Origin of the sequence: Bacillus infantis NRRL B-14911 (assembly GCF_000473245.1) — a bacterium.
GTDB classification, from domain to species: Bacteria; Bacillota; Bacilli; order Bacillales; family Cytobacillaceae; genus Bacillus_AB; species Bacillus_AB infantis.
Genome location: NC_022524.1, coordinates 2,538,364 through 2,563,124, shown reverse-complemented (window position 1 = coordinate 2,563,124; position 24,761 = coordinate 2,538,364). Strand labels below are relative to the sequence as shown.

General features: G+C 44.3%; 30 protein-coding genes. 23 read left to right on the top strand and 7 right to left on the bottom strand.

Annotation, left to right across the window (positions count from 1 at the left end; translation table 11 throughout):
• Window positions 1-74: 74 nt before the first annotated feature.
• The 3 genes from N288_RS12875 to N288_RS12865 all read left to right on the top strand — a co-directional run bounded on the left by N288_RS12875 (window position 75) and on the right by N288_RS12865 (window position 3,579).
• The gene (locus tag N288_RS12875; RefSeq protein ID WP_009793472.1) at window positions 75-1,271 is read left to right on the top strand and encodes an iron-containing alcohol dehydrogenase; all 1,197 of its coding nucleotides are present in this window, start codon (window positions 75-77) and stop codon (window positions 1,269-1,271) included.
• Between the two features lie 37 nt (window positions 1,272-1,308).
• Window positions 1,309-2,766 carry a CoA-acylating methylmalonate-semialdehyde dehydrogenase gene (locus N288_RS12870; RefSeq protein ID WP_009793473.1) on the top strand — a complete coding sequence of 486 codons (1,458 nt, stop codon included), beginning with the start codon at window positions 1,309-1,311 and terminating at the stop codon, window positions 2,764-2,766.
• A gap of 243 nt (window positions 2,767-3,009) precedes the next feature.
• Complete coding sequence (locus N288_RS12865) at window positions 3,010-3,579, top strand: CBO0543 family protein (protein WP_009793474.1); 570 nt, start codon at window positions 3,010-3,012, stop codon at window positions 3,577-3,579.
• Between the two features lie 40 nt (window positions 3,580-3,619).
• Here N288_RS12865 and N288_RS12860 read toward each other — a convergent pair whose 3' ends face one another.
• Window positions 3,620-4,276: a GntR family transcriptional regulator gene (locus tag N288_RS12860; RefSeq protein ID WP_009793475.1), complete on the bottom strand. Its 657-nt coding sequence runs from the start codon at window positions 4,274-4,276 to the stop codon at window positions 3,620-3,622.
• 260 nt (window positions 4,277-4,536) lie between these two features.
• On the opposite strand from N288_RS12860, the gene brnQ reads away from it, so the two are divergent.
• The 3 genes from brnQ to N288_RS12845 all read left to right on the top strand — a co-directional run bounded on the left by brnQ (window position 4,537) and on the right by N288_RS12845 (window position 8,226).
• Window positions 4,537-5,877: a branched-chain amino acid transport system II carrier protein gene (gene brnQ, locus N288_RS12855; protein ID WP_022543943.1), complete on the top strand. Its 1,341-nt coding sequence runs from the start codon at window positions 4,537-4,539 to the stop codon at window positions 5,875-5,877.
• 907 nt (window positions 5,878-6,784) lie between these two features.
• Entirely contained in the window at window positions 6,785-7,630 is an 846-nt protein-coding gene (locus N288_RS12850) for an aldo/keto reductase (protein WP_009793477.1), read from the top strand.
• 110 nt (window positions 7,631-7,740) lie between these two features.
• Window positions 7,741-8,226 (top strand): GyrI-like domain-containing protein, encoded by a 486-nt coding sequence (locus tag N288_RS12845; protein ID WP_022543942.1) that lies wholly within the window; start codon window positions 7,741-7,743, stop codon window positions 8,224-8,226.
• A 32-nt stretch (window positions 8,227-8,258) separates the two neighbouring features.
• Here N288_RS12845 and N288_RS12840 read toward each other — a convergent pair whose 3' ends face one another.
• On the bottom strand, window positions 8,259-8,504 hold the full coding sequence (locus N288_RS12840; RefSeq protein ID WP_009793479.1) for a DUF2164 domain-containing protein: 246 nt from the start codon (window positions 8,502-8,504) through the stop codon (window positions 8,259-8,261).
• A 152-nt stretch (window positions 8,505-8,656) separates the two neighbouring features.
• Here N288_RS12840 and N288_RS12835 point away from each other — a divergent pair, with 152 nt between their 5' ends.
• The 3 genes from N288_RS12835 to N288_RS12825 are packed head-to-tail and all read left to right on the top strand — an operon-like array spanning window position 8,657 to window position 9,867.
• Window positions 8,657-9,208 carry a DinB family protein gene (locus N288_RS12835; RefSeq protein ID WP_009793480.1) on the top strand — a complete coding sequence of 184 codons (552 nt, stop codon included), beginning with the start codon at window positions 8,657-8,659 and terminating at the stop codon, window positions 9,206-9,208.
• On the top strand, window positions 9,205-9,660 hold the full coding sequence (locus N288_RS24315) for a hypothetical protein (protein WP_022543941.1): 456 nt from the start codon (window positions 9,205-9,207) through the stop codon (window positions 9,658-9,660). Before N288_RS12835 ends, N288_RS24315 begins: the two co-directional genes overlap by 4 nt.
• A 9-nt stretch (window positions 9,661-9,669) precedes the next feature.
• On the top strand, window positions 9,670-9,867 hold the full coding sequence (locus N288_RS12825) for a hypothetical protein (RefSeq protein ID WP_009793482.1): 198 nt from the start codon (window positions 9,670-9,672) through the stop codon (window positions 9,865-9,867).
• A 33-nt stretch (window positions 9,868-9,900) separates the two neighbouring features.
• Here N288_RS12825 and N288_RS12820 read toward each other — a convergent pair whose 3' ends face one another.
• From N288_RS12820 to N288_RS12810, 3 genes are all read right to left on the bottom strand, one after another.
• Window positions 9,901-10,164 carry a CotD family spore coat protein gene (locus N288_RS12820; protein WP_009793483.1) on the bottom strand — a complete coding sequence of 88 codons (264 nt, stop codon included), beginning with the start codon at window positions 10,162-10,164 and terminating at the stop codon, window positions 9,901-9,903.
• Between the two features lie 126 nt (window positions 10,165-10,290).
• Window positions 10,291-11,019: a ZIP family metal transporter gene (locus tag N288_RS12815; RefSeq protein WP_009793484.1), complete on the bottom strand. Its 729-nt coding sequence runs from the start codon at window positions 11,017-11,019 to the stop codon at window positions 10,291-10,293.
• Window positions 11,020-11,120: 101 nt separating this feature from the next.
• Complete coding sequence (locus N288_RS12810) at window positions 11,121-11,360, bottom strand: hypothetical protein (protein ID WP_009793485.1); 240 nt, start codon at window positions 11,358-11,360, stop codon at window positions 11,121-11,123.
• Between the two features lie 235 nt (window positions 11,361-11,595).
• On the opposite strand from N288_RS12810, the gene N288_RS12805 reads away from it, so the two are divergent.
• Entirely contained in the window at window positions 11,596-12,318 is a 723-nt protein-coding gene (locus tag N288_RS12805) for a sensor histidine kinase (RefSeq protein WP_022543940.1), read from the top strand.
• Between the two features lie 69 nt (window positions 12,319-12,387).
• On the opposite strand, the gene N288_RS25400 is transcribed toward N288_RS12805, so the two are convergent.
• Window positions 12,388-12,528, bottom strand: coding sequence for a hypothetical protein (locus N288_RS25400; RefSeq protein ID WP_022543939.1), 141 nt, complete (start codon window positions 12,526-12,528; stop codon window positions 12,388-12,390).
• 153 nt (window positions 12,529-12,681) lie between these two features.
• Here N288_RS25400 and N288_RS12800 point away from each other — a divergent pair, with 153 nt between their 5' ends.
• The 10 genes from N288_RS12800 to N288_RS12755 all read left to right on the top strand — a co-directional run bounded on the left by N288_RS12800 (window position 12,682) and on the right by N288_RS12755 (window position 22,177).
• Window positions 12,682-13,107: a MarR family winged helix-turn-helix transcriptional regulator gene (locus tag N288_RS12800; protein ID WP_009793488.1), complete on the top strand. Its 426-nt coding sequence runs from the start codon at window positions 12,682-12,684 to the stop codon at window positions 13,105-13,107.
• A gap of 77 nt (window positions 13,108-13,184) precedes the next feature.
• A complete protein-coding gene (locus tag N288_RS12795; protein ID WP_009793489.1) occupies window positions 13,185-14,942 on the top strand; it encodes an ABC transporter ATP-binding protein in 1,758 nt (585 codons plus the stop codon).
• The gene (locus tag N288_RS12790) at window positions 14,935-16,764 is read left to right on the top strand and encodes an ABC transporter ATP-binding protein (RefSeq protein WP_009793490.1); all 1,830 of its coding nucleotides are present in this window, start codon (window positions 14,935-14,937) and stop codon (window positions 16,762-16,764) included. Before N288_RS12795 ends, N288_RS12790 begins: the two co-directional genes overlap by 8 nt.
• 632 nt (window positions 16,765-17,396) lie before the next feature.
• Window positions 17,397-17,651 carry a DUF3949 domain-containing protein gene (locus tag N288_RS12785; RefSeq protein WP_009793491.1) on the top strand — a complete coding sequence of 85 codons (255 nt, stop codon included), beginning with the start codon at window positions 17,397-17,399 and terminating at the stop codon, window positions 17,649-17,651.
• A 115-nt stretch (window positions 17,652-17,766) separates the two neighbouring features.
• Window positions 17,767-18,861 carry a threonine aldolase family protein gene (locus N288_RS12780; protein WP_009793493.1) on the top strand — a complete coding sequence of 365 codons (1,095 nt, stop codon included), beginning with the start codon at window positions 17,767-17,769 and terminating at the stop codon, window positions 18,859-18,861.
• 98 nt (window positions 18,862-18,959) lie between these two features.
• Window positions 18,960-19,496 (top strand): GNAT family N-acetyltransferase, encoded by a 537-nt coding sequence (locus tag N288_RS12775; RefSeq protein WP_009793494.1) that lies wholly within the window; start codon window positions 18,960-18,962, stop codon window positions 19,494-19,496.
• Between the two features lie 279 nt (window positions 19,497-19,775).
• Window positions 19,776-20,267 carry a GNAT family N-acetyltransferase gene (locus tag N288_RS12770; protein WP_009793496.1) on the top strand — a complete coding sequence of 164 codons (492 nt, stop codon included), beginning with the start codon at window positions 19,776-19,778 and terminating at the stop codon, window positions 20,265-20,267.
• Between the two features lie 52 nt (window positions 20,268-20,319).
• Complete coding sequence (locus N288_RS12765) at window positions 20,320-20,514, top strand: hypothetical protein (RefSeq protein WP_009793497.1); 195 nt, start codon at window positions 20,320-20,322, stop codon at window positions 20,512-20,514.
• A gap of 102 nt (window positions 20,515-20,616) precedes the next feature.
• A complete protein-coding gene (locus N288_RS12760; RefSeq protein WP_009793498.1) occupies window positions 20,617-21,504 on the top strand; it encodes an AraC family transcriptional regulator in 888 nt (295 codons plus the stop codon).
• A 172-nt stretch (window positions 21,505-21,676) separates the two neighbouring features.
• Window positions 21,677-22,177 carry a histidine phosphatase family protein gene (locus N288_RS12755; RefSeq protein WP_009793500.1) on the top strand — a complete coding sequence of 167 codons (501 nt, stop codon included), beginning with the start codon at window positions 21,677-21,679 and terminating at the stop codon, window positions 22,175-22,177.
• Between the two features lie 23 nt (window positions 22,178-22,200).
• On the opposite strand, the gene N288_RS12750 is transcribed toward N288_RS12755, so the two are convergent.
• A complete protein-coding gene (locus N288_RS12750) occupies window positions 22,201-22,719 on the bottom strand; it encodes an NUDIX domain-containing protein (RefSeq protein ID WP_022543938.1) in 519 nt (172 codons plus the stop codon).
• A gap of 239 nt (window positions 22,720-22,958) precedes the next feature.
• Between N288_RS12750 and N288_RS24310 the strand changes: the two genes are divergently transcribed.
• The 3 genes from N288_RS24310 to N288_RS12735 all read left to right on the top strand — a co-directional run bounded on the left by N288_RS24310 (window position 22,959) and on the right by N288_RS12735 (window position 24,745).
• Window positions 22,959-23,726, top strand: coding sequence for an STAS domain-containing protein (locus N288_RS24310; RefSeq protein WP_022543937.1), 768 nt, complete (start codon window positions 22,959-22,961; stop codon window positions 23,724-23,726).
• Window positions 23,727-23,865: 139 nt separating this feature from the next.
• Window positions 23,866-24,102 carry a hypothetical protein gene (locus N288_RS12740; RefSeq protein ID WP_009793503.1) on the top strand — a complete coding sequence of 79 codons (237 nt, stop codon included), beginning with the start codon at window positions 23,866-23,868 and terminating at the stop codon, window positions 24,100-24,102.
• Window position 24,103: 1 nt separating this feature from the next.
• Window positions 24,104-24,745 (top strand): pyridoxamine 5'-phosphate oxidase family protein, encoded by a 642-nt coding sequence (locus N288_RS12735; protein ID WP_035402472.1) that lies wholly within the window; start codon window positions 24,104-24,106, stop codon window positions 24,743-24,745.
• Window positions 24,746-24,761 lie beyond the last annotated feature (16 nt).

The following is a 24,761-nucleotide window of genomic DNA, read 5'->3' as shown; positions in this document are numbered from 1 at the left end:
ATCTGCCGGATGATTTGTAAAGATAACGCCTGGGATGGAATTGCGGCCGTCTATGAAAAAGGGGTGTAAAAGCATTGAAAAAACCAGCGGTATTCCGCGTGCCGGAGTCCATTTTTTATGGGAGGGGCTCCTTTGAAAATTTAGGATCGCAAGCGGCTCTTAAAGGGAAGAAGGCATTGATCATTAGTGATAATGTAATGGATCAGCTTGGATATGTGACCGAAGGCAGAGCTTTGCTTCATGTTGCAGGTGTTCAAAGCGAAGTCTATCTGGGTATTGCATCTGAACCCACTGATAAATATGTGTCAGAAGCATTGGATCTTTTTAAAAGTGAGCAGTGCGACTTGGTGATTTCCATTGGAGGCGGCAGCTGTATCGATACTGCAAAAGCAATAGCAGTCCTGGCAGTAAATGGCGGATCTATTGGCGATTATTTGGGGGGTAAGAAACTGGCACAGCAAACCCCTGTCCCGCATATTGCTATACCAACCACAGCCGGTACAGGTTCTGAGGCAACTGATGTAACCGTAATTACTAATACATTCAACAATGTTAAAATGATGATCAAGCAGCCTGCTTTCTTGCCGGATGCTGCAATTGTGGATCCCCTGCTGACAGTATCTTCGCCAAAGAATATCACCGCGGCTACAGGGATTGATGCTCTAAGTCATGCTATTGAAGCATACTTATCTAAAAAAGCACATCCCATGACAGACACGATGGCCATCTCAGCCATGAAGCTCATTGCAGAGAATATTTTAACCGCTTACAATGATGGCGGGAATCTAGATGCGCGAGAAAGAATGAGTCTTGGCTCACTGCAGGCGGGAATGGCTTTTTCGAATGCTTCAGTCTGCCTTGTCCACGGAATGAGCCGTCCGATCGGTGCCTTATTCCATGTGCCGCATGGCATCTCAAATGCTATGCTTTTGCCTGCTGTATTAGAATTCAGCCAGGAAGCCTGCGTGGAACGGCTTGCTGATATAGGCAGAATCTTCAGGCCTGATATTGTAAGCGGTGACGGTGTTAAGGCAGCTGAAATAGCTGTACAATCTGTAAAAGAGTTATGCAGGAAATTAAATATACCCAACTTAAAGGAGTGGGGAATTGACGGGGAAGCCTTCGAGAAGGCCGTCGGAAAAATGGCAGCAGACGCTATTGACAGCGGCAGCCCGGCCAATAATCCCAAAGTGCCCAGCCAGCTGGAACTGGAGGAACTTTATCATATTTGCTACGACTATCATTTTTCCTCTGCATCTGAGAAAGTATAATTGCTGACTGTCACTAATGCTGAAAGGAGCTATTTTTATGGCAACGAAAACGGCAAATATTTTAAAAAACTTTATCAATGGCGATTGGGTGGATGCAAAAACAGAAAGGTTTGAAGCTGTCCCCAATCCTGCAACCGGCGAGGAACTGGCGCGTACACCGATTTCCACCAAGGAAGACGTGGAGGATGCCGTACAGGCAGCCAGGGAAGCCTATAAAACATGGAGCAAAACGCCAGTTCCTAAAAGAGCAAGAATTCTGTTTAAATATCAGCAGCTTTTAATAGACAATTGGGACGAACTTGCAAAACTGATCACACAGGAAAACGGGAAAAACTATAAAGAAGCGTATGGAGAGGTGCAGCGGGGAATCGAATGTGTGGAGTTTGCTGCAGGAGCCCCATCTCTTATGATGGGCAAGCAGCTGCCCGATATTGCGACAAATATTGAATCCGGCATGTACCGCTACCCTGTTGGCGTCATCGGCGGCATCACGCCTTTCAATTTTCCGATGATGGTCCCTTGCTGGATGTTCCCGCTGGCAATCGCGTGCGGAAACACCTTTGTGCTAAAGCCTTCCGAAAGGACACCGATACTCGCAAACCGTTTGGCAGAGCTATTTGCCGAAGCGGGCCTCCCTGAAGGTGTTTTCAATATTGTGCATGGCGCCCACGAGGTTGTAAACAGCCTTATTGACCACCAGGACGTACCGGCCATTTCATTTGTAGGCTCTCAGCCTGTTGCCGAGTATATCTATAAATCAGCTTCAGCGAAGGGCAAACGGGTCCAGGCGCTTGCTGGTGCAAAGAATCATTCGATTGTGATGCCGGATGCGGACCTTGACGGAGCTGTTAAAGAAATTATTGCAGCTGCATATGGGTCAGCAGGGGAGCGGTGTATGGCCTGCTCAGTTGTGGTTGCTGTAGACTCCATCGCTGACGAACTCGCGGCAAAGCTGCAGGAGCAGGCAGACAGCCTGACAATAGGAAATGGGTTGGATGAAGATATTTTCTTAGGACCTGTCATCCGCCAGGAAAATAAAGTACGGACAAGGCATTACATTGAAGTCGGCGAGAAAGAAGGAGCAGTCCTTATTCGTGATGGGCGTAAAGACGAAGCCTATCATGAAAATGGGTATTTTATAGGACCAACCATCTTTGACCATGTGGATCCAACCATGAAAATCTGGAAAGAAGAAATTTTTGCGCCGGTGCTCTCCATCGTCAGGGTAAAAAGCCTTGAGGAAGCGATTGAGGTGACAAATCTATCAGATTTTGGCAATGGCGCCTGCCTGTTCACCGACAGCGGAAGCAATGTCCGCTATTTCAGGGAAAACATTGAAGTTGGAATGCTCGGTGTCAATATCGGCGTACCTGCACCGATGGCCTTTTTCCCATTTTCCGGGTGGAAGAATTCCTTCTATGGAGACCTCCATGCCAACGGCTCTGACGGAGTCGAGTTTTATACCAGAAGAAAGATGCTGACTGCCCGCTGGTAAACGGAAGGATAGTGCTGAGAAGACACCCTAAAATAAATTGGGTGTCTTTATTTTGGCTTTTTTTGGTAACGGAAGCAATCAGTCGATAATGGGAATATTACCAGGTTGATGTTCTGAGCTGGCGTGCCTTTCTTTCTGATTTTGATTCATGGAAATTATGTGTATATCTAGATAAGTTCTACGAACAATAAGAAGGCAAGCTGTAAGAGTCGGGCTTGAAATACATATCATGGAGTGCTGCAGATGAGCTATAGCGAATATTGGGATAAAATATTTCAGCTGAGCGAAGAGATGACTTCCTTGGTTGATTCTTATTGGAAGAGCTATTCCGGTCCTGGTTCATGGCAGTTCTGGGCTGTAGCAGTACTTCTGGTGCTGCCGCTTGTTTTATTATATTTTACAGTGGACCGCAAGAGGATTTTTGAGATATTCTTTTTCGGATTTATTGTACATGCTCTTTGGACCTACACGGACATTGTGCTCGGTAATTATACCTTGCTCGTCCACACCTATTATATGCTGCCGATTTTCCCGCATGCTTTTAACATCACGATGTCAGTACTGCCTGTAGGATTTATGCTGATCTATCAGTACTGCACCAGTCATGGGAAAAATTTTATTCTGTATACTATCATTCTCAGTGCAGTGTATTCGCTTGTTTTTGCTTCGATAGAGAAAGCGCTCGGCATGGTGGAGCTGAATAAGGGAATGAACTTGTTTTACTTGTTTTTGATAGATCTTGCCATTGCCTTTATTGCTTATATAGGCACCAGGCTGGTGAGAAGAGCACATCTGAGGGCCGATGCAGAATAAAAAGAGGAAATGGGCATATGCCATTTCCTTTTTGTTAATCTTATTTTTCACCGTAATATTCATCAATGGCCCTCAGCCAGTTGGTCCGTGCTACATCTGAAGCTTTATGCGTATTTTTTTCTTCAAAAGCTTTGATGATATCCTCATGCTCATCGATTGAGCGGGGCTTCAAGATGATCGTTTTATTATAATAAAGCCTCATTACGTGTGCCTGCATGGAAGAAACATAACTGGTGATGTATGGATTATCCGCTTTTTCAATGATGAGATTGTGCAATTGTTCGTCCTGTTTCAGTGCTGAAAAAGTATCGCCCCGTAGAAGGGAATCCGCAAAAGAACGATTGATGGATCTCAATTTCTCAATCGTCGAACTGTCCATGTATGGTGCTGCAAGCTCTGCTGCTAATGCCTGCAAGGCTCCAAGCGGCGGCAGAATCTTGTTGATATCTTCCGGATTAACGGTAGTGACCTGAGTGCCGACGCCTGGGAACATTTCTACGAATCCCTGGACGCTCAGCAGCTGAAGCGCTTCCCTGATCGGTGTGCGGCTTACACCGAGCGCCTTGGCAAGATCGCCATCGTTTAATTTTTCCTGAGGCTTTAAGGTGCCGTCAATAATCCATTCCTGGATTTGAAGGAAGGCGCGGTCTTTCGCTGATACACGTGCAGGAGAAGCAAAATTGGCAGGGATGGGCATCTATTTTCACCTCTAGTATTTTCATAAACTCTTAATTTTTACTGGATTATACATTTAGTATAGAGAATTAGAAAGAAAAATTCAATATATTGCATAATTCGACAATTTTCTTTATGCGATATATTGCATACGGATTAATGGTGTGTTATCTTGAGTTATGCAATATATTACGTAACTATTAAACTGCTTTTATCATTTTCTGAAATTTTTAAGTTGGTGAAAAATAAGCAGCTAGAATCTTTAGCATAAAGGAGAATAGGATGGGAACTAAAATACCGTTTTCTTATGTAGTCGCCGTAGGCTTTATGTTGTTTGCACTTTTCTTCGGGGCAGGAAATCTCATTTTCCCTGCGATGCTCGGACAGTCTGCAGGAACCAGTATCTGGTCAGCCAATGCAGGCTTTATAGTAACTGGGGTAGGGCTCCCGCTATTAGGGATATTGGCGCTTGGCTTTTCTGGCAAAAGCAATCTGCAGTCGCTGGCAGGAAGGGTGCACCCAGCATTCAGCGCAGTATTTACGATGCTTTTGTATCTGTCCATAGGGCCGCTGTTTGCGATTCCCAGGACAGCAACCGTTTCATTTGAAATGGGCGTAAAGCCCTTTTTAGCCGGGAACAGCACAATCGGGCTGATTGTCTTTTCTGTTTTGTTTTTTGCAGTAACAGGCTTCTTTTCTTTAAAATCTTCCAAGATTGTTGATATTGTCGGTAAATACCTGACGCCGATCCTGCTGATTGTAGTAGGCATTTTGATCATTGCCGCTTTTTTCAATCCTATGGGTTCTTTCCAATCACCAGGAGAAAATTATTTAGCTAACACCTTTTTTAAAGGTTTCCAGGAAGGCTATCTGACAATGGACGCCCTGGCAGCATTCGTATTTGGCATCATTGTAGTCGATGCAGTAAAAGAAAGAGGAGCTGCCACGAGAAAAGAGATCATGGTTTCGATAGCTAAAGCAGGACTTATTGCAGCAGCACTTCTTGCTATTATCTATACCTCACTGTCATATATTGGCGCATCAAGCGTGGGTGAGCTTGGAAGGCTTGATAATGGCGGAGCCGTGTTATCCGGTGCATCTGAATATTATTTTGGTTCATTCGGCGCCCTGCTTTTAAGCGTCATTGTTCTTGGGGCATGCCTGACAACGAGCATCGGACTCGTGACAGCATGTTCATCTTATTTCCATAAAGTGTTTCCTTCGGTTTCTTACACAGTTTTTGTTGTTATTTTGTCTGTATTCAGCGCCGTCTTTTCCAATATCGGGCTCAGCCAGCTGATCAGCATTTCGGTTCCAGTTCTGACAGGAATTTATCCTTTAGCCATCTGCCTGATGTTCCTTACCTTCCTTCATCCTCTTTTCAAAGGGAAAAAGGAAGTTTACCAGGTAAGTATGCTGTTCACTTTCATTGTCAGCTTATTCGATGGGTTAAAGGCTGCAGGCCTAAGCTTTGGACCGGTTGAAGAGGTATTCAGCACAATTCTGCCATTATATGAAGTCGGGCTTGGATGGATCATGCCGGCCGTAGTGGGTGCAGTGATCGGATTCTTTGTGGCTGCCATTCGCAGCGGCGGTGTATCGCAGGCGAAAGAAAGCATTTGATAGTAGAAAAACCTCCTTTGCGGGAGGTTTTTTGTTTTTGGGTGAAATTGATGCAGGTTGAGAATTGAGGTGGGGATTGTTTGATCTTTGGAGGACTCCAGAGTGGGAATAGAGCAGATAGAGTGCTTCAAGAGAGGTTTATAGAGCACTCTAGAGGGAGGAAAGATTGTACAGAGTGCTTCAAGAGAGGTCTATGGAGCACTCTAGAGTAGGAAAGGAGCGTACAGAGTGCCTCAAACGAAGTCTATGAAGCACTCTAAAGATGGGAAGGAGCGTACAGAGTGATTCAAAAGAAGCCTATGAAGCATTCTGGAGGATGAAAGGAGCGTACAGAGTGCCTCAAACGAAGTCTATGAAGCACTCTAAAGATGGAAAGGAGCGTACAGAGTGTCTCAAACAAAGTCTATGAAGCACTCTAGAGGATGGAAGGAGCGTACAGAGTGCCTCAAACGAAGTCTATGGAGCACTCTAAAGATGGGAAGGAGCGTACAGAGTGATTCAAACGAAGTCTATGAAGCACTCTAGAGTAGGAAAGGAGCGTACAGAGTGCCTCAAACGAAGTCTATGAAGCACTCTAAAGATGGGAAGGAGCGTACAGAGTGATTCAAACGAAGTCTATGAAGCACTCTAGAGGATTGAAGGAGCGTTCAGAGTGCTTCAAGAGAGGTCTATAGAGCACTCTAGAGTGTGAAAGAAGTGGATAGAGTGCCTCAGGAGAGTTCTATGGAGCACTCCAGATATCGAGAATAGCAAATAGGCTGCCTTAAAAATATGGAGTGAAAAACAAAAATTGCAGGAGGAGATCGGTTTTCTGAATACCAAGAGGGAAGAATCAAATCTCCCCAGCAGGGTATAAAATCCAAAGTATGGTAAGGTAATAGTATGACAGATAAAGGAGTGATGGAAGATGGTTAATGGGATACCTGAAGTAAAGCTTAATGATGGATTGTCCATTCCGGCAATCGGGCTGGGTACATATCAATTGAAGGGGAGTGCAGGCGCCGAGTCGATCCGCAAGGCGATTGATGAGGGAGGATACCGGCTTCTGGATTCTGCGTATAACTATGAAAACGAGGGGACAGTCGGCGAGGCTGTAAAAAGAAGCTCTGTTTCCAGGGAGGATCTGCTCATCACATCGAAGCTCCCGGGGCGTTATCATGAATCAGCAAAAGGGATGATTGCAATTGAAGAATCCCTCTACAGAGCTGGCTTGGATTATTATGATATTTATTTGATTCACTGGCCAAACCCGAAGAGAGAATTGTATGTTGAAGCCTGGCAAACTTTAATAGAAGCAAAGAAAAAAGGGTATGTCCGTTCAATCGGTGTCTGCAATTTCCTGCCGGAGTATTTGGACAGGCTGGAGAAGGAGACAGGGGTTAAACCGAGCATGAACCAGGTCGAATTGCATCCTTATTTCAACCAGGAAGAACAGCGCGCCTATCATGAGAAACATGGTATTCTGACAGAGTCATGGAGCCCGCTCGGCCGCGGCAGCGATCTTCTCGGAAATGGGGATATTCAAAAGATTGCTGAAAAGCATGGGAAATCCATAGCCCAGGTGGTTCTTCGCTGGCATTATCAGCTGGGAGCTGTATCCATTCCTAAATCCTCCTCTGCTGAAAGACAGAAAGAGAATATTTCTATCTTTGATTTTGAACTGGATGTGGAGGATATGGAGGCCATCTCAAAATTAAGCCATCCCGGCGGCAGGCTGCATGACCAGGACCCGGCTGAATATGAGGAATTCTGATCAAAAATGAGCTGGCTACAGCTCATTTTTTTTGCCCAAATTTTAGTGAATGAGGGGGATTGCCTGCTCTCCTTGTCGAAATAAGGTGTGAGAAGAAAGGAGCTGGCAGAATGCAGGCGAACTTGAAATATGAAAAAAGGATAGTCGAAATGGAAGAAGTATACCTGATAGGCTTTCGCGTACTTTGTGAGGGAAGCCAATATATAGAGGAGATACCCATGGCAGCTAAGTGGCTGAAGGAGCGGGTTTCCGAAATCCAAGGTGTAAAGGATAGCGGGCGGCAGATTGGCGCATTTGTGGTGAATCCGGCTTCGGAAGATGAAGATGGTTATTGGATAGGGGTTTCAGCTGACCGAAAAGATCAGGTGCCAGAAGGGATGACAAGTCTGACTGTTCCGCCTCAGCGGTATGCTGCGATCCATCATCATGGGCCGAACACAGATATGCGTAAAAGCTATGAAATATTGCACCGCTGGATAGAAGCTAAGGGATATGAACGGGCAAATGACAGATGGAATCTGGAGATTTATGATTTTAACAGCGATCCTGATAATACTGATCATGTACACGTGGAGCTATTGGATTCCATTAAGTAAAGAAAGCCCGGAGTATATCCAGGCAATCACATCTATTTTTTTATCGGGCGCAGAAGCGTCAGAATTTCTTCTTCCATTGAAGCGAATTGCTGTTCCACTAAGGTTTTTGCATCTGAAACGGCGCTGTTATAAAAATGAGGGGCGAGTGTCTGTTTTACAAAATCGAGCACCCTTTCAGCTGCAAATTCTGATATTTCTTCGTCACGCTCCTGCAGGAAAAACTCCTGGATATCAGAAACCATGGTTTGCTGCTGTTCTTTCGTCAGCTTGATGAACATATATATATCACTCCTTCGGTTTGCACTTACTATAGTACAAATAGCGGAGCAAATCCAAGACTGTTATTTTCCTGAAATCTATGTACAGCAGGTAATTGGTAAAAGTCTGGAATAGAATTATAGAAATTATAAACATAAGGGAGAGTTAAGGGATGAAATTCAAGCTGGGTGAAGCAATGGAAGTGCTGGAGCGTACACCCCGGGTATTGGACATACTTCTGGGAGGGCTGTCTCCTGGATGGCTTGGGGCCAATGAAGGGGAAGGAACCTGGAATCCTGTCGAAGTGGTCGACCATTTGATTGAAGGAGAAAAGCATAACTGGGTGCCTCGCCTCAAGTTTATGCTGGAAAAAGGGGAAGAAGAATCATTCCCTCCGTTTGACCGCTTTTCCCACTTGAAAAAGGAGGAACAGACGGTCGCCCGGAAGCTTCATGAATTTAAAGAGATCAGGGCTGAAAACCTGGCTCTTCTGCGGGAACTGATGGTGACCGAAGACAGGCTGGAAGCTGCAGGAAAGCATCCTGCATTTGGAACCGTGAAGGCAAGGGAGCTGGTTTCCACCTGGGCAGTGCATGACCTGACCCATCTTTCACAGATCGCAAGGGTTATGGCAGAAAGATATCGTAAGGATGTCGGCCCTTGGGTAGAGTATCTTGGTATACTCAGCAGAAATGGAAATGCCGGGTTAGGAGAAGAAAAGTGAGAATCCGGAGAATGTTCTTTTCCTTTAGCCTTCTATTTCTTTTGATTGCAGCATGTCCGGCTATCACTGGAGCGACCAAGTGGGTGAGCAGCTTTGTTGTCTGGGAAGGCTATCAGTATACAGTACAGGATGAATATATAGAAGAAAGTGAAATCGAGTCAGAAATCGGGCAAGTGACATCTTATTCAGATATGTATCCTATGGGCGGCAATTTTTCCAATGAGTTTGAGAAAGGAAGCAAATATTTCTCAATAAAAGGAGTGAGTACAGAAGAATCGATTGCAGTGGAAGCAGGGGGCGGGATATATGTAAGAGCTGACAGGGATGGGGAATACACATTTTCAGAATCTGAAGGAAATAAATTTCAGCCGCTGCTTATCCCAGGTCTTGTTATTATATTTGTTCTTTTAATGGCGGGTACAGTTATGGCAGAAACAAAGCTTAAGAAATAAGGAGGGGCCATGGCTAAATATATCAGCATCTTTTTTCTTGGGATCGGATCCAGCATCATACTGTTTTTTATCTTTGCAAGTATTTTTGATGACAGTTCACCGGGGGAATTCGCCGCAGTGACATTTGGCTGCATCATTATTATCTTAGTTTCTTTTTTGATTGCACTTTTGTATTATGTTATCGATCTGGTCAAAAAATTGAAATAGGCACCCATGCAGGGTGCCTATTATTCTGGAAGCTTAGATTCTGCGGCAGTTGCGATTATTGTTAGGGTCCCTGCCGCAATCGAAATTTTCCACAATAGTTTCGTTCACTGTCCTTTCAGTGACAGGGAAATAATTCTCATTGCGGATGATCGTGCGGTTAACATTCACAATTTCCGTCGGGTGAATCCTTCTGATTGTTTTAGTGCGTGTGTTCTTGCGGACAACTGTTTCCGTCGGGCTTACAATCGTTTTGTCAGCTGCAGCACGTTCACGGCATTTTCTGCAATTGCATCTCATGACTCCACCTCCCTCATCATGGCGCTACATTATTTTATGATTGAGGGGCTGAGCTTGTACTAGATGAAAGCATCATCTTTTCGCTAAGGAGGGGGGGAACAAGTGATTTTAATAACGGGAGCTTTCTTAAGAAGCATGATCCAGGATGATGGATACAAGAAGCCCAAGGGAGGCGACAAGCCCTGTAACAGGACCGCTGTCTTCATAGGCTTCCGGCATCATCGTTGAAGCGATCATGCTAATGATGCCTCCCCCAGCAAAAGAAGCGATTCCCGCCATCACTTCAGCAGGAGCCCCGGCAAGGAGGCTGTAGCCTGTAAGCGATGCAATGGCAGAGATGGCGAGTACAGTGAACCAGAGCAGAAAAATCTTTGTATAGGAATATCCGCTTTTTTTCATGCCGGCAGTACTGGAGAGTCCTTCCGGAATATTGCTGATGAATATGGCCGCGACTAAGAGGAAGCTGACAGACTGTCCCTCGATCAAACTTGCTCCGATCATGATCGATTCAGGAATTGCATCAATGACGGTGCCGATAAAAATGGCCATTCCTCCGCTTCCTGCAGCCATATGGCTGGACCGTTTCCGTTTATCCGCACCTCTCCGGGAAACTATGCTGTCAAGGATGGTAAAAAGGAGGGCGCCCGAGAGAAATCCGATGCTAGTGGCTAGGATGCCGCCTTCAAGAACGGCATTTCCAATCAGTTCATAAGATGCTGCACCAATCAGTACACCTGTACCGAATGCCATGATCAGCCCTATGATTTTTTGCGGGATAGGCAAAAGCATTGATGCCATTGCCCCCAATAAGACAGCAGATCCTGATAGTCCTCCCCAAAACAAGGCATTCCACATGCAGACTTACCCCCTCGGTTTTTGCGGCTACTCTTAATTTCTCTTTTTAGAGTGCACAGTTGAAGGGGAAACATGCTTATTTTGGTTCCAGGGAAGTGATGTTAGGCTCCTGCCAGTTTCTTTTTGTTATCCCAGTAACTTTGTATGGCTGATATTAATGTCCATTTATCTGTATAAACAGAGGACATTTGTGTTCCTTGGTCTACAAGTACAAATACATTCTTTACGTAATTTATAATGGCGTAGGGAATATTTTGCTGGGTCGAAAGGGTGAGGGTTATTTCGGTCTGCGGGTATTTTTCCAGTATTTTCAGCAGTTCATTCAAATGGTCTTCTTCCAATTTCAGGACTCCTTCATTATGTCTTTAATAAAGAGAATAGCAGAGACTGAGAGTGGCTTCCTGTTTGAATGTGTTTAAGGAATCATTTTTTTGCTGTGCTTTTCAATATATTGCCAAATTCATCTAACAATGCATCTTTATCTGGATAGCCACATTTTCATTCACCCAGTTATGGTATTATGACTAAAATGGTAAGTTTATACATACTGATATGTGGCTGTTTGGAGGAGACAAAGTGGTTAATTTTACGACTAAAGAAACCGCACATAAAGCAGGCGGAAAACTGGAGGTTCTGGGTGAATTAGCTGCATGTGTTGCACATGAAATCCGCAATCCAATGACAGTGGTTAAGGGATTTCTGCAATTGGCCGGTGAACAGGGGAATACTCCTTTTAAGGAATATGAAAAGGTCATAATGACAGAAATTGACCGGATGGATGAATATTTAGAGAATCTGCTTTTATTGGCGAATCCTCAAGCTGCCCAACATTTTCAAGGAAAAGAAGAGATCGATCTTTTTGCTGAAATAAAGACAGCAGTCAAGACGCTTCAGACTGAAGCCGGAAAAGAGGGGAAAAAACTGCAGATCCACAAACAGAGGGAAGCTTCCTGTTCCATATTTGTTAACCGGCATTACCTTAAGCGCATCACTGAAAATATTATTAAGAATGCAATAGAAGCTTCACAGCCATCTGGAGTAATAAAAGTTGTGGTTGATTCCGCTGATAACAGAGCAAGAATGAGGGTGATTGATACAGGAACCGGAATTCCAGCCGAAAAAATAACCCGGCTTGGAGAACCTTTTTATTCAATTAAAGAAAAAGGAACTGGCCTTGGTTTGACCATCTGCCATAAATTAGTCAAGGCTGATTCAGGAGAGCTCCTGATCAAAAGTAAAGAGGGCTGGGGCACAGCTGTGACTGTCTCGTTTCCAATGTCCCCATCTTTGGAAACTTAAACCTCGTATAAAAAACCGGCAAGAAAGGAGAACAGCTTTAGATGCTCCTGTCTTGCCGGCATGCAGCCCTCACATATTCGTTTTTGGGTTTGTATTGACTCTTCCGTTTTTATTTTCTTTTTCATGCCCGTGCACCTGGTCTCCGCCGTCCCCTTTTTCCTTGGCGATCTTACCCCCAAGACTCACATTCGGAAATTCCTTTTCCGCCATTCCAATCACCTCCATATCAGTAAAATAACCAATGTTAAAGGTTTTTATTTTGGGTTTATGCTGGCTGCCTTTAGCTGCTGTTTCACGTCGTTGACATTCTTGGCATTATGATATCTAATAGTATTAGATAAAATAAATTAAAAGGTGCTGATTATGGATTATAAAGATTTAGTGGATGAATTTTTCCAGAATATAAGCAAATCACCAAAGATGCCTTTCCAAAAGAAAGTCAATGACCTTTCTCATGGGGAAAGGAGTATATTGGGCTACCTGACCTTTATACAAAATGAGGTTACTTCAGGTGAACTGAGCGAAAAGCTGTGCCTTTCAACCCCGAGAGTCGCTGCCGCACTCAAAAATCTGGCAAAGAAAGAATATATCGAGCGGAGCAGGGACGAAAATGACAAACGTCTCGTGATTGTTTCCATTACTCCATTTGGCAGAACTTTTGTAATGGAAGAGCATGGAGAAGCAAAGCGTATTGTCGAAAAGACCTTCAGGAAGCTCGGGGAACATGATGCTAAAGAGTTTGTCCGTATTGTGAAGCGCATAGAAGAAATTCATAAAGAAATGGAATAATGTTCAACCGCGCAATTCGGTTAATCTGCACTTAATATCTAATACTGTTAGATAAAGTCTAAGGGGGAATTTGGCGGATGCTTGCTATGTTTAAGCATTTTAAAGGGAAAGATTGGCTGCTTGTCCTGTGCAGCCTCATATTTATCATTGTACAGGTCTGGCTTGACTTAAAGCTGCCTGAATATATGCATGAAATCACCATGCTTGTCCAGACAGAAGGCAGCAGTATGGGTGATGTCCTTATTCAGGGCGCTTACATGCTTTTATGTGCCATCGGCAGTATGGCTGCTGCCATGATAGTCGGTTTTTTTGCCGCACAGGTGGCTGCCGGATTTGCCGTACGGCTGCGCGGAATGGTGTTTGAAAAAACAATGTCGTTTTCTATGGAGGAGATCAATGGGTTCTCAACCCCAAGTTTGATCACGCGCTCCACCAATGATATCACCCAGATTCAGCTGCTGATCGCTGTTGGATTGCAGGCGATTGTTAAGGCGCCGATACTGGCTGTTTGGGCAATTTTGAAAATTATGGGCAAAAGCTGGCAGTGGACTGCAGCGACCGGGATTGCTGTTGCCGTTCTTATGGTGATGCTCGCTGTCATCATTGTCATAGCGCTCCCTAAATTTAAAGTGATCCAGACTTTAACAGACAACCTGAATCGCGTGACCAGGGAAAACCTCACTGGAATCCGGGTAGTCAGAGCCTATAATGCTGAGGAATACCAGGAAGATAAGTTTGAAAAGGCAAACAGTGAGCTGACGAGGACCAATCTTTTTACAGGAAGGACCATGGCGATCATGATGCCGGTTATGACATTGATCATGTCGGGAATCAATCTTGCCATCTATTGGATCGGTGCCTTTATCATCAACAATGCTGCTACACCAGATAAACTGACCCTTTTCTCTGATATGGTCGTGTTCTCTTCTTACAGCATGCAGGTCATAATGGCCTTCATGATGCTGTCGATCATCTTTGTGATGCTGCCGCGTGCGACGGTATCCGCAAAGAGGATCAATGAGGTGCTGCAAACAGATTCCAAAATCCTTGACGGCACCTTAAAAGGGAATGATTCAAAAGCTGCAGGGGAGATTGAATTCCGGAATGTCAGCTTCAAATATCCGGATGCGGCGGATTATATCCTGAAGAATATCAGCTTTACCGCCCATAAAGGGGAGACTGTCGCTTTTATCGGATCAACAGGCAGCGGGAAAAGCACCTTGCTCAACCTGATTCCCCGCTTTTATGATGCGACAGAAGGCGAAGTGCTGGTCGATGGCATCAACGTAAAAGAATACAGGCAGGAAGATCTCCGCAATAAGCTTGGCTACGTTTCGCAAAAGGCTGTATTGTTCAGCGGCACAGTATCGGAAAATATCGCCTACGGCACCGGCGGGACAGAACCTGGAGAGAAGATAGAAAGAGCGGCAGAAATAGCGCAGGCCTCTGAATTTGTTGAAAAGCTGGGAGACCAGTATCAAGGCGTGATTTCCCAGGGAGGAACCAATCTTTCAGGAGGCCAGAAGCAGAGGCTGTCCATTGCCAGGGCCATTTATAAGCAGCCGGAAATTTATCTGTTTGATGATTCCTTCTCGGCACTTGATTATAAAACAGACAGGCGGCTGCGGTCACTTTTGAAAAAAGAAACCAGTGATAGCACCACCCTGATTGTGGCCCAGCGGATCGGTACCATCAAAGACGCAGACCGCATCGTAGTCCTTGATCAAGGGAAGGTTGTCGGCATCGGAACACATGAAGAATTGCTGGACGGCTGCAGCGTGTATCAGGAGATTGCCTATTCTCAGCTGTCAAAGGAGGAACTGGAAATTGGCTGATAAAAAATATAACCGCAAAAGGCCAGGAAAAAAGGGCGGACCAGGTGCCAAAGGGCCGGAAGGCGGTCAAAAACCGAAGAATTTCAAGAAGACTATAAAGAAGCTGGTTTCCTATTGCAGGGCCTATCTGCCGTTTATTGTGACTGCCCTTGTTCTGGCAATGGCAGCATCCATCTTCAGCATCATCGGCCCGGACCTTCTCAGCAGGATCACTGACCTGATTGCAGAAGGGCTGATGACAGAAATCAATTTGGATGAGGTAGTGAGTATTGCTTCCATCCTCGCCTTTTTATATGGCCTGGGTTTTCTGTTCAATTATATTCAGGGATTCATCATGGCAACAGTTACCCAGCGGGTATCCAAAAACTTAAGGAGCGATTTATCCTCTAAAATGAACCGGATGCCTTTGAAATACTTTGATTCAGGCAGCACCGGAGATGTTCTCAGCCGCGTGACAAATGACGTCGACCTGATCGGGCAGACGATGAACCAGAGCTTAAGCACATTGGTATCAGCCATAACGATGTTCCTCGGCTCACTCGTCATGATGTTCTATACAAATTGGATCATGGCTGTCTCTGCCATCCTTTCAACATTGATCGGTTTTGTGTTTATGAGTTTCTTAATATCCAAGTCCCAGAAATACTTTGCCCAGCAGCAGGCAGAGCTGGGAAGGCTAAACGGACATATTGAAGAAATATATTCAGGGCACAGCGTGGTAAAAGTATATAACGGAGAGCCGGAAGCTAAGGCAACTTTCCACAAAATCAATACAAGGCTGTATGAAAGCGCCTGGAAGTCTCAGTTCCTTTCTGGGCTCATGATGCCGATCATGATGTTCGTCGGCAACTTAGGCTATGTCGTTGTATGTGTGGCAGGTGCAGTATTGGCTGTAAATGGATCAATAACATTTGGAGTCATCGTCGCATTCATGATCTATATCAGATTGTTCACCCAGCCGCTTTCCCAGCTTGCACAGGCAGCGGCAAACCTTCAGGCCACCGCAGCTGCAAGTGAGCGTGTGTTTGAGTTTTTGGCTGAAGATGAGCTGGAAAATGAAGATAATAAGAAAACAGTTCTCAATGATGTCAAAGGAGAAGTTGAATTTAAAAATGTCCGCTTTGGCTACAGCGAAGATAAAATGATTATCAATGATTTTTCTGCTCTCGCAAAATCAGGGCAAAAAGTGGCGATTGTCGGACCGACTGGGGCGGGAAAAACGACCATCATCAACCTGCTGATGCGCTTTTATGAAGTAAGCGGGGGAGAAATCCTGATCGATGGTGTGCCCACAAAAGAATTGAGCCGTGAAAAATTGCGAAGCCTGTTCTGCATGGTGCTTCAGGATACATGGCTGTTTGAAGGGACGATCCGTGAAAACATTGTCTATTCCAGAAAAGGGGTAAGTGATCAGGAGGTAGCGGAAGCTGCAAAAGCCGTTGGCCTGCATCATTTTATCCAGACGCTGCCTATGGGATATGATACCATCCTCGATGATAAGGCAAATCTCTCAGCAGGACAGAAGCAGTTAATTACGATAGCACGGGCCATGGTAAAAGATGCACCGCTCCTGATTCTGGATGAAGCAACAAGCTCTGTAGACACACGCACAGAAGTGTTGATCCAGGAGGCAATGGATAAGCTGACAGCAGGCAAAACATCCTTCGTCATAGCCCACAGGCTGTCCACCATCAAAAACGCCGACCTGATTCTCGTCATGAAAGATGGGGACATCATCGAAAGCGGAAATCACGAGGAACTGCTGGGGCAGAATGGCTTTTATGCCGATTTGTATAATAGCCAGTTTGAGGATGCTTCTTAAAGAAAGGCTGATGGTAAGGATAGAAACTGATAGCTTTTATGTAAAAATGGCACACTCATCTATGCTCGCAGAACGGAATCTTTTTATATACCAAATAAAATTACTGAGAGGCTGGCGATAGGCATAGTGGAGACCGTCTGGACAGAGAAAAGAAACAGAGGGTACTAGTCATGCGGACTAAAACCCTCTGAAAGGTGAAAAAAGAAACAGAGGGTACTAATCAGACGGACTAAGACCGTCTGAACAGAGAAAAAAGAAACAGAGGGTATTAGTCATGCGGACTAAAACCCTTAGAACGGTGAAAAAAGAAACAGAGGGTACTAGTCATACGGGCTAAGACCCTCTGAACACAGAAAATCGAAACAGAGGGATCCATCCAACCGATTCGCTATAATAATCAAAAACAAACCATTATGTCAGGCTGTCGACTAAAAAGACAGCTTTTTTTCTCCTTTTTTTAAAACCTTATTTCTGCATGAAGATATCATCCTAGCTTAAACAAAATTGTCCTGTGGTTAAACAAACAAATATGATGAGCTAAACAAAAAATAAAGGAAATATTTTGAAAAAATGAAACCTTTCCATGCCGCCATTCGTAAATATAGGAAAACCACTGGAAAGGAGCTGTAAAAATGGACCGTATGATCTTTTTATGGATTGCGGGCATTTACCTGCTGCTTTCATTTATTCTTGCTCCCGTTCAATATGGATATATTAAAGAGCTGAAGAAAATGGATCAGGAGCGGAAAGCACAAGGAAAAGCCCAGGATGAGTTTTATGAGAGCATGGCCTTTGAAAATCAGCTGCTGCATTATAATGCTCAAGGGTTCCTATTCTGGGGAGCGAATCTAATTGCTTCATTATTTTACAGACTCAAAAACAGATAAGAATGGGAAGGGCAGCCCTTGCGGCGGCCCTTTTTTCTGGAACAGAGCATTCCATAGACCCGGCAGCTCGCTTTGGGATATAATTCTATTATTCTGAAAAGACAGGAGAATACATATGCATACTAAATCGCTTCAAGAATCATACAGCCTGGTTAAATATCCGCTCGCAGGCCATGGCAAACGGAATGTAGAAGTACTGAAAAAGGCATTTGAACAGATCAGCGGTTCTATAGAGAGTGAAATGTACGGGAAAGGGAAGGTAATCGAGGATTTTCAGGATAAAATGGCAAACCTGCTCGGAAAGGAGGCTGCTGTTTTTTTCCCAAGCGGTACAATGGCCCAGCAGATCGCTCTGCGTATCTGGTGCGACGAAAAGGGCGTTGCGAAGGTTGCTTACCACCCTTTAAGCCATCTTGAAATTCATGAAGAAGATGGGTTGAAAGAGCTGCACCATATCGAAACTGTCCTGCTCGCAGACCAAACAAGGGTGATTGAACTTGATGATGTCACTGGCATGGAAGAGGACGTTGCCTGCCTGCTGCTTGAATTGCCTCAGCGTGAGATCGGCGGACAGCTTCCTGATTATGGGACTTTGGAAAAAATATCAGCCTATTGCCGTGAAAAAGGGATTAAGCTGCAGCTGGACGGTGCCCGCTTACTGGAAGTGCTCCCCTACTATAAAAAAACAGCCGCAGAAGTGTGTGCACTATTTGATAGTGTCTATGTCTCACTTTACAAGGGAATTGGCGGGATTGCCGGTGCCGTTCTTGCGGGGAGCAAAGAGTTCACGGAGAAATCAAAGGTCTGGAAACGGCGCCACGGAGGCGATTTGATCAGCCTTTATCCATATATCCTTTCAGCTGATTATTATTATGACCAGCGTTCCGGGAAAATGGATGCTTATTATGAAGAAGCAAAAGAGCTTGCACAATTGTACAACAGCTGTGAAGGCGTATATACTTTACCAACTATTCCGGTATCCAATATGTTTCATGTCCATTTTGAGCACCCGAAAGGAGAAACCGAACCAATTCTGATTCAAATACAGGAAGAGACAGGGATAGGTTTTACAGGAAATCTTAGAGAAAAAGACAGCCATTCCTCCTATTATGAGGTAAGCATTGGCGACTTGTATGAGGGGGTTCCAAAAGACCTGCTCAATCAATCATTCCAGCTGCTCAATGAAAAGATGGCAAAGGCGTTCGAATGACTTTTTTATATTCGTTTTTTGCACATAATGCGGATGGTATAACCATTTTTCTAAAGACGAAATCCTAAGAAGATACTAATGCTCAAGGAGAGATTATATTGCTGCAAGATGCAAAGCATGCTTTCTCGATAAGGGAAGCGAAAATAGAAGATGCCAAAAGCCTTTCTGAACTGAGGGTGAAAATAGACGGCGAAACGGAAAACATGGACAGGGAGAGCGGCGAGGATTTTATCAGTGAAGAAGGATTTAAAAAAGTCATTTTAAATGACAGCAAGCAGAAGACCCATCTTTTTCTGGTAGCTGAAGCGGATGGCAAACTTGTCGGCTTTTCCCGCTGCGAAGGCTCCAATTTAAGAAGAACGGCCCATAAAGTGGAGTTCGGAGTATGCGTTCTGAAAGATTATTGGGGAAATGGAATCGGTAAACGCCTTCTGATTGATTCTATCAGGTGGGCGGAAGATGCAGATATAAAAAAAATCACCCTTCAAGTACTGGAAACAAATGAAAATGCCATCCAGCTTTACAAAAGGGTTGGCTTTGAAATTGAGGGTGTATTGAGAAGAGATAAACTGCTGTCTGACGGTAAATATTATGACACAATAGTTATGGGCAGAATCTTGCAGAATCAGTTTTAAAAGAAATCCTTTCGGTTATGGAGACAACTGGTACGATTATTCTAACTGGGTGTCTAATATATCTATTTGCTGGTTGGTTCTTTATCTGCCTCATGGTGGTCAATAAGCAGGATATCTTGTACGGCCGGTTGCATAAGCATCCCTGCAGGCCATCATGCAGCGTCAGATCCTGCCGGAATCCCTCTATATGCTATTCTTCTTATTTTTTTCTGGTGTCTTGAACAGCAAATACGATGTAAAATAACAGCCATCAGCAACTTTAGCAGAGGAGCATAAAAGATGACACATACCATCCGTAAAATGGAACCAAATGATACAGAACAGGTACAGAATGTAGCAAAGGCAAGCTGGCACAGCACCTATGAAGGCATCATACCCAGGGAGGTGCAGGATCAATTCCTGGCTGCAGCCTACAGCAGTGAACGTATGCTGCAAAGAATTGAAAGATCCCATCTTTTTGTTGCAGAGGCAGAAGGGCAGATTGTCGGCTTTGCCAACTTTTCACCTGTAAACAAGGAAGGAAAAGCAGAGTTGGGTGCCATCTATCTTTTTCCGGAAGCACAGGGCAAAGGGATTGGAACCTCCCTCCTCAACAAAGGTATAGAAGAACTGGCCGGTGTGAAAGAGATTTATATAAATGTAGAAAAAGATAATGAGATCGGCAGGAATTTTTATCTGGCAAAAGGTTTTGAGCTTATCAAAGAGTTCGAGGAGGAATTTGAAGGACATGTATTAATGACAATCCGCATGGTTTTGCGTTTGGTTAGTTAATGCCCTAAGTCTCATCCTTGTAATAAAAAACGTATAGAGGGAGGAAGGCTATATGGATCGCTTTGATTTTAGCCTGAATAATAAGCTTGTTCGAGCGTGGGTGCTCATCATGCTGCCGGTTATTGCCGTGTCAATTATAATGTTTTGGGTAGTCCCTTCAGAATTCTTTTTTGTTCCTCACCTGCTGTCTATAGTGGCGACTGTGGGATTCTTTACTTATTTCTTGCTTATTAAAAAGAGAAAATAAAGAACAGCTGCAAAACAAGATCAATCATGCACTAGAGTGCATAGAAAGTCGGATGCTCAATTCCTTCAACTGTTAAATTAAATATGAAAGGAGGTCATTCAAGTGGATTTGCTAAAGCAGCTGAATGAAGCTATTGCCTATATTGAGGAAAATTTGACAGGAGATATAGATTATAGGGAGGCAGCAAAAAAAGCCTTTTGTTCGGAATTTCACTTTAAGCGGATGTTCGTTTTCCTTTCTGGGGTCTCCATATCAGAATATGTACGCAAAAGGCGGCTGACCATGGCAGCGCTCGAGCTGGCTGATGAAAAGATAAAAGTGATTGATGCTGCAGTGAAGTATGGCTACAGCTCGCCGGATTCTTTTTCAAGGGCATTTTTCCAGATGCATGGGATTACCCCATCAGAAGCTCGGAAAACTGGCTATAGGCTAAAAGCATTTCCACCGATGTCCTTTCAGTTGACAATAAAAGGAGGAAATGAAATGAACTTCCGGCTTGAAGAAAAGGGTCCTTTTTATATTGTGGGCCTTAAAAAAAGGGTTCGAATCCAATTTAATGGTGTGAACGGAGAAATCGCTGAAATGTGGAGGAGTTTGACTCCAGATAAGATCCAGGAACTGAAAGCATTGTCCGACCAGGAACCCGGGGGCCTGATTAGTGCTTCTGTCCACTTTTCAGAAGGAAGGATGAAGGAAAAAGGAGAGCTTGACCATTATATTGGTGCTGCCACTGGAGAGCCGGGCCCAGCACGATATGAATCACTCAAGATTGAGTCTTCCTCCTGGGCTGTGTTTGAAGCGAAGGGGCCTTTTCCTGAGACTTTGCAGAATATATGGGGACGCATTTATGCTGAATGGTTTCCCTCATCAGGTTATGAACAGACGGAAGGTCCGGAAATTCTCTGGAACGAAAGCAAAGATACCTCATCCCCTCAATTCAAAAGCGAAATTTGGATACCGGTAATAAAACGGAAGACACCCTTTAAATGAATGAGAAAGGAAAGGGCAGCAATCCTTTCCTTTTTAATATTTAGTTTGCCTGCTGATTAAATGGCCTATAGAGGCGTCTAAAAAAAGACAAAGGGGAAGCTATGATAACATACATATACATGGTGAGCATGGAGAGTCGCCAAAAGAAAATGAAAATGAAAGATCAAGAGGGTTGACTGAAAAAGGAAAAAGAGATGCACAAAAGGTATGTGAATGCCTTCTGGATGAAGGAGTTAATATGTTTGCATCAAGTCCTTATCAGCGTGCGGTACAGACAATTGAGGGGGCCGCAGCAAGGCTCAATAAAGACATCCATGTTTTTGAGGATCTGAAGGAAAGAGTGTTCCTGCCGGATGAAGCTATTATAAGTAAAGAGAAATTGCTGCCGCTGCTGGAGCGCTCTTTTTCCGACCCTGATTACACTTTGCCGGGCGGGGAGTCGAATAGAGCTTGCCAAGATAGAGCAACAAGAGTATTGCTTCATCTGATTCGAACAAATCAGGGCAGGAGAATTGCCATCGGTACGCATGGGGCTGTTATGACTCTTATGATGGGTAAGTTTAGTAGAGAATACGGATTGGGATTTTTATTAAGTTCCTCCAAGCCTGATTTATATAAATTGGAATTTGATGGAATCATACTTTCAAAGGTAACCAGGCTTTACCATGTCTAGCTTCGCGGCCCGGAATGTCCCCATTATATATCTGGAGGCACTGCTCTAAGCTGCCGGCTGGCCAATGAATCTTCCAGTATTTCTTCGTACAGCGAATTCCAGCCTTTATACCATATAGAGGTTCTATCAGGATCTATCAGCATTCTCTCTGCAGATTCGAATTTCCCTTCAAAAGGGTGGAGCAGCTCTATTTCCATGTTATAAATAGCCTGGAATCCTATCTTAGGATACGGGCTGGTTTCGTTCCAAAGCGGATTTTCCTCATGGCTGACAGTGATATACCCAAGAAGGGTGCAATTTCCTTCTATATAGCCCTCTTCCCAGGCTTCCCGCCTGCAGCATTCCTCCGGTGTCTCATTTTCCTCAAGATGTCCCCCATGGAAATCCCATCCCCGTTCATTCAGATTAACAAGCAGTAATTGGTCATTATAAAAACAGAAGCTATGGATGCTGGTAATCTTATTTAATGGCGGCAATGAAATGCTTTTAGTCCAGGAAAGCTTGATTTTCGCATCTCCCCAATACACAATTATATCCGACATGAACATACCTCCTTATTCTTCTATTATATGATGGTTATCTTTGGAAAACCATTTTGACTTGTCAAGTTTCTATGCTCTTGACCTACCGGGTCAAACCAGCCACATTCTTTAAGTCCTTTTTCGTTTGATGAACCCCCATACTGGAAAAGGTAGGTTAAGAGGGAACAATAGCCGAATCCTTCTTCATCAGGTCACAAAATAAAACTTATTAGCAGTCTATGAAGAACGGAGAGACGATTATGGAATACACCAGCATTATGAGAGAGATTACTCATCAGGTTTTCCTGGAAAACAAACTTCGGGATATGCCCCCTGAGTGGAAAAATGTGCTCCATCATTGGAGAAACTATCTGGCTGATATGTTTGCGGAGGCCTTTCATCCTGACAAGGAATATAGGAAGACAACAATTGGCTTTTGGGAAGATAATCTGGATCAGCTGCTAGCGGCAGGTACACCGGCTGAGCTAATGATAGAGCAGGTATGCTCCTTCAGAGAGGAAACTGCTGCAAAGCTCAGAAAGGTGGCCAAACAAAAACATTGGACTGAGGAACTTTATGAACAATGGGACAGGCAATTTCACAAAACAGCCGATGATATCATCTGCTGGACCAGTGAAAAGGGATCTGCTTTGATGCGCACGAGATTGCTGGCAGCAGAAGCGAAGGTTAAAATGCTGTCTATTCCAATTATCCGGGTTTCTGACGACGTAGCGGTCATATCGCTAGTTGGCGATCTTGATCGAAAAAGGACGAATGACCTCATGGAAAAAGCGCTGCAGTATGGTGCACGCAGGTCACTGAATTGCATGGTCATTGATTTGTCAGGTGTAGAATTCATCGATACCCGCATCGCTCATGAACTTCTTAGGACAGTCAAAGCGATTCAGATAACAGGGATGACAGTTAAGCTGACAGGGATCCGGCCGGAAATTGCCCAGACATTTGTGAAGCTTGGGGTGAATTTAAACGACATACAAGTTTTTTCAAGCCTTCATCAGGTATTATAGACAGAAGAAAGGAGAGGCAGAAACTGCTTCTCTTTTTTCTGCGGAAAATTGAATCTTTATTCTCAGCATTTCGTCTATTATACTGAATACATATACTGATCTGGAAGTTTTAGACATATTAAAAAGGATTATTCCTGGAATGAAGATTGGGGGAACAGGCATCAGGAACCCTAAATGGCATCCCGCAGTCCTATATCTGATCTGGATGTTTTCATTCAGTCTATATGATGTGATTCGTGGAGATAGCATCCATTGGCAAAGGAACGTGAGTATCGCAATCTGTATTACTGGAGCCAGGCTATTTTTTACATGGGCATTTACAGAAAAGAAGAGTGACAGCCAGGCGGTGCGTAAATCTGATGAAAAAGGTGATTAAAATGAATACTATTTTTAAAAATGTCATTCAAACAAAGGAAGAATTTGAAGAGTTCCGTCCTGTCGTCGGCTCTCCAAGTGAAAGGGCACAAAGCAAGGTGATTCCAATAGTCGATGAACATTGCCGGGAGTTCATCCGTATGTCACCGTTTCTAACGATGGCAACGTCCAACAGTGCTGGCGAATGCGATGTTTCTCCAAGAGGCGATATGCCGGGGTTTGTTGCCGTAATTGACGAGAAGCACTTATTCATTCCCGAAAGGCCAGGAAATAAGAGGCTGGATTCTGTCCAAAATATATTGAAAAACCCCCATGTTGGTCTTGTTTTTTTTATACCGGGGCTTGGTGAGACCTTAAGGGTTAATGGGGAGGCTTTTATAGTCCGCGACCACGAGCTGCTTGAGATGAGTGCGGTGAATGGTAAGCTGCCTTTGTTCGGCATCGGGGTCCGGGTGAAGGAATGCTATACCCATTGTGCCAAAGCTTTTATCAGGTCAGGGCTGTGGAACCCGGAAACATGGGCAGACAAAGAAGAGCTTCCATCTGCAGCTAAAATGATCGTCGCTCATACAAAGATACCGAATGTCTCTGCAGAGCAGGTTGAAAAGGAACTGAATGAAGGCTATGTGCAGAGGCTTTATTGATCACGGGGAGATTTTC

What these genes read in the sequence shown, in the direction of transcription:
- N288_RS12870 (WP_009793473.1), top strand. Translation starts at nt 1,309, where the DNA reads ATGGCAACGAAAACGGCAAATATTTTAAAAAACTTTATCAATGGCGAT.
- N288_RS12865 (WP_009793474.1), top strand. Translation starts at nt 3,010, where the DNA reads ATGAGCTATAGCGAATATTGGGATAAAATATTTCAGCTGAGCGAAGAG.
- N288_RS12860 (WP_009793475.1), bottom strand. Translation starts at nt 4,276, where the DNA reads ATGCCCATCCCTGCCAATTTTGCTTCTCCTGCACGTGTATCAGCGAAA.
- brnQ (WP_022543943.1), top strand. Translation starts at nt 4,537, where the DNA reads ATGGGAACTAAAATACCGTTTTCTTATGTAGTCGCCGTAGGCTTTATG.
- N288_RS12850 (WP_009793477.1), top strand. Translation starts at nt 6,785, where the DNA reads ATGGTTAATGGGATACCTGAAGTAAAGCTTAATGATGGATTGTCCATT.
- N288_RS12845 (WP_022543942.1), top strand. Translation starts at nt 7,741, where the DNA reads ATGCAGGCGAACTTGAAATATGAAAAAAGGATAGTCGAAATGGAAGAA.
- N288_RS12840 (WP_009793479.1), bottom strand. Translation starts at nt 8,504, where the DNA reads ATGTTCATCAAGCTGACGAAAGAACAGCAGCAAACCATGGTTTCTGAT.
- N288_RS12835 (WP_009793480.1), top strand. Translation starts at nt 8,657, where the DNA reads ATGAAATTCAAGCTGGGTGAAGCAATGGAAGTGCTGGAGCGTACACCC.
- N288_RS12825 (WP_009793482.1), top strand. Translation starts at nt 9,670, where the DNA reads ATGGCTAAATATATCAGCATCTTTTTTCTTGGGATCGGATCCAGCATC.
- N288_RS12820 (WP_009793483.1), bottom strand. Translation starts at nt 10,164, where the DNA reads ATGAGATGCAATTGCAGAAAATGCCGTGAACGTGCTGCAGCTGACAAA.
- N288_RS12815 (WP_009793484.1), bottom strand. Translation starts at nt 11,019, where the DNA reads ATGTGGAATGCCTTGTTTTGGGGAGGACTATCAGGATCTGCTGTCTTA.
- N288_RS25400 (WP_022543939.1), bottom strand. Translation starts at nt 12,528, where the DNA reads ATGGCGGAAAAGGAATTTCCGAATGTGAGTCTTGGGGGTAAGATCGCC.
- N288_RS12800 (WP_009793488.1), top strand. Translation starts at nt 12,682, where the DNA reads ATGGATTATAAAGATTTAGTGGATGAATTTTTCCAGAATATAAGCAAA.
- N288_RS12795 (WP_009793489.1), top strand. Translation starts at nt 13,185, where the DNA reads ATGCTTGCTATGTTTAAGCATTTTAAAGGGAAAGATTGGCTGCTTGTC.
- N288_RS12785 (WP_009793491.1), top strand. Translation starts at nt 17,397, where the DNA reads ATGGACCGTATGATCTTTTTATGGATTGCGGGCATTTACCTGCTGCTT.
- N288_RS12780 (WP_009793493.1), top strand. Translation starts at nt 17,767, where the DNA reads ATGCATACTAAATCGCTTCAAGAATCATACAGCCTGGTTAAATATCCG.
- N288_RS12770 (WP_009793496.1), top strand. Translation starts at nt 19,776, where the DNA reads ATGACACATACCATCCGTAAAATGGAACCAAATGATACAGAACAGGTA.
- N288_RS12765 (WP_009793497.1), top strand. Translation starts at nt 20,320, where the DNA reads ATGGATCGCTTTGATTTTAGCCTGAATAATAAGCTTGTTCGAGCGTGG.
- N288_RS12750 (WP_022543938.1), bottom strand. Translation starts at nt 22,719, where the DNA reads ATGTCGGATATAATTGTGTATTGGGGAGATGCGAAAATCAAGCTTTCC.
- N288_RS24310 (WP_022543937.1), top strand. Translation starts at nt 22,959, where the DNA reads ATGGAATACACCAGCATTATGAGAGAGATTACTCATCAGGTTTTCCTG.
- N288_RS12740 (WP_009793503.1), top strand. Translation starts at nt 23,866, where the DNA reads ATGAAGATTGGGGGAACAGGCATCAGGAACCCTAAATGGCATCCCGCA.
- N288_RS12735 (WP_035402472.1), top strand. Translation starts at nt 24,104, where the DNA reads ATGAATACTATTTTTAAAAATGTCATTCAAACAAAGGAAGAATTTGAA.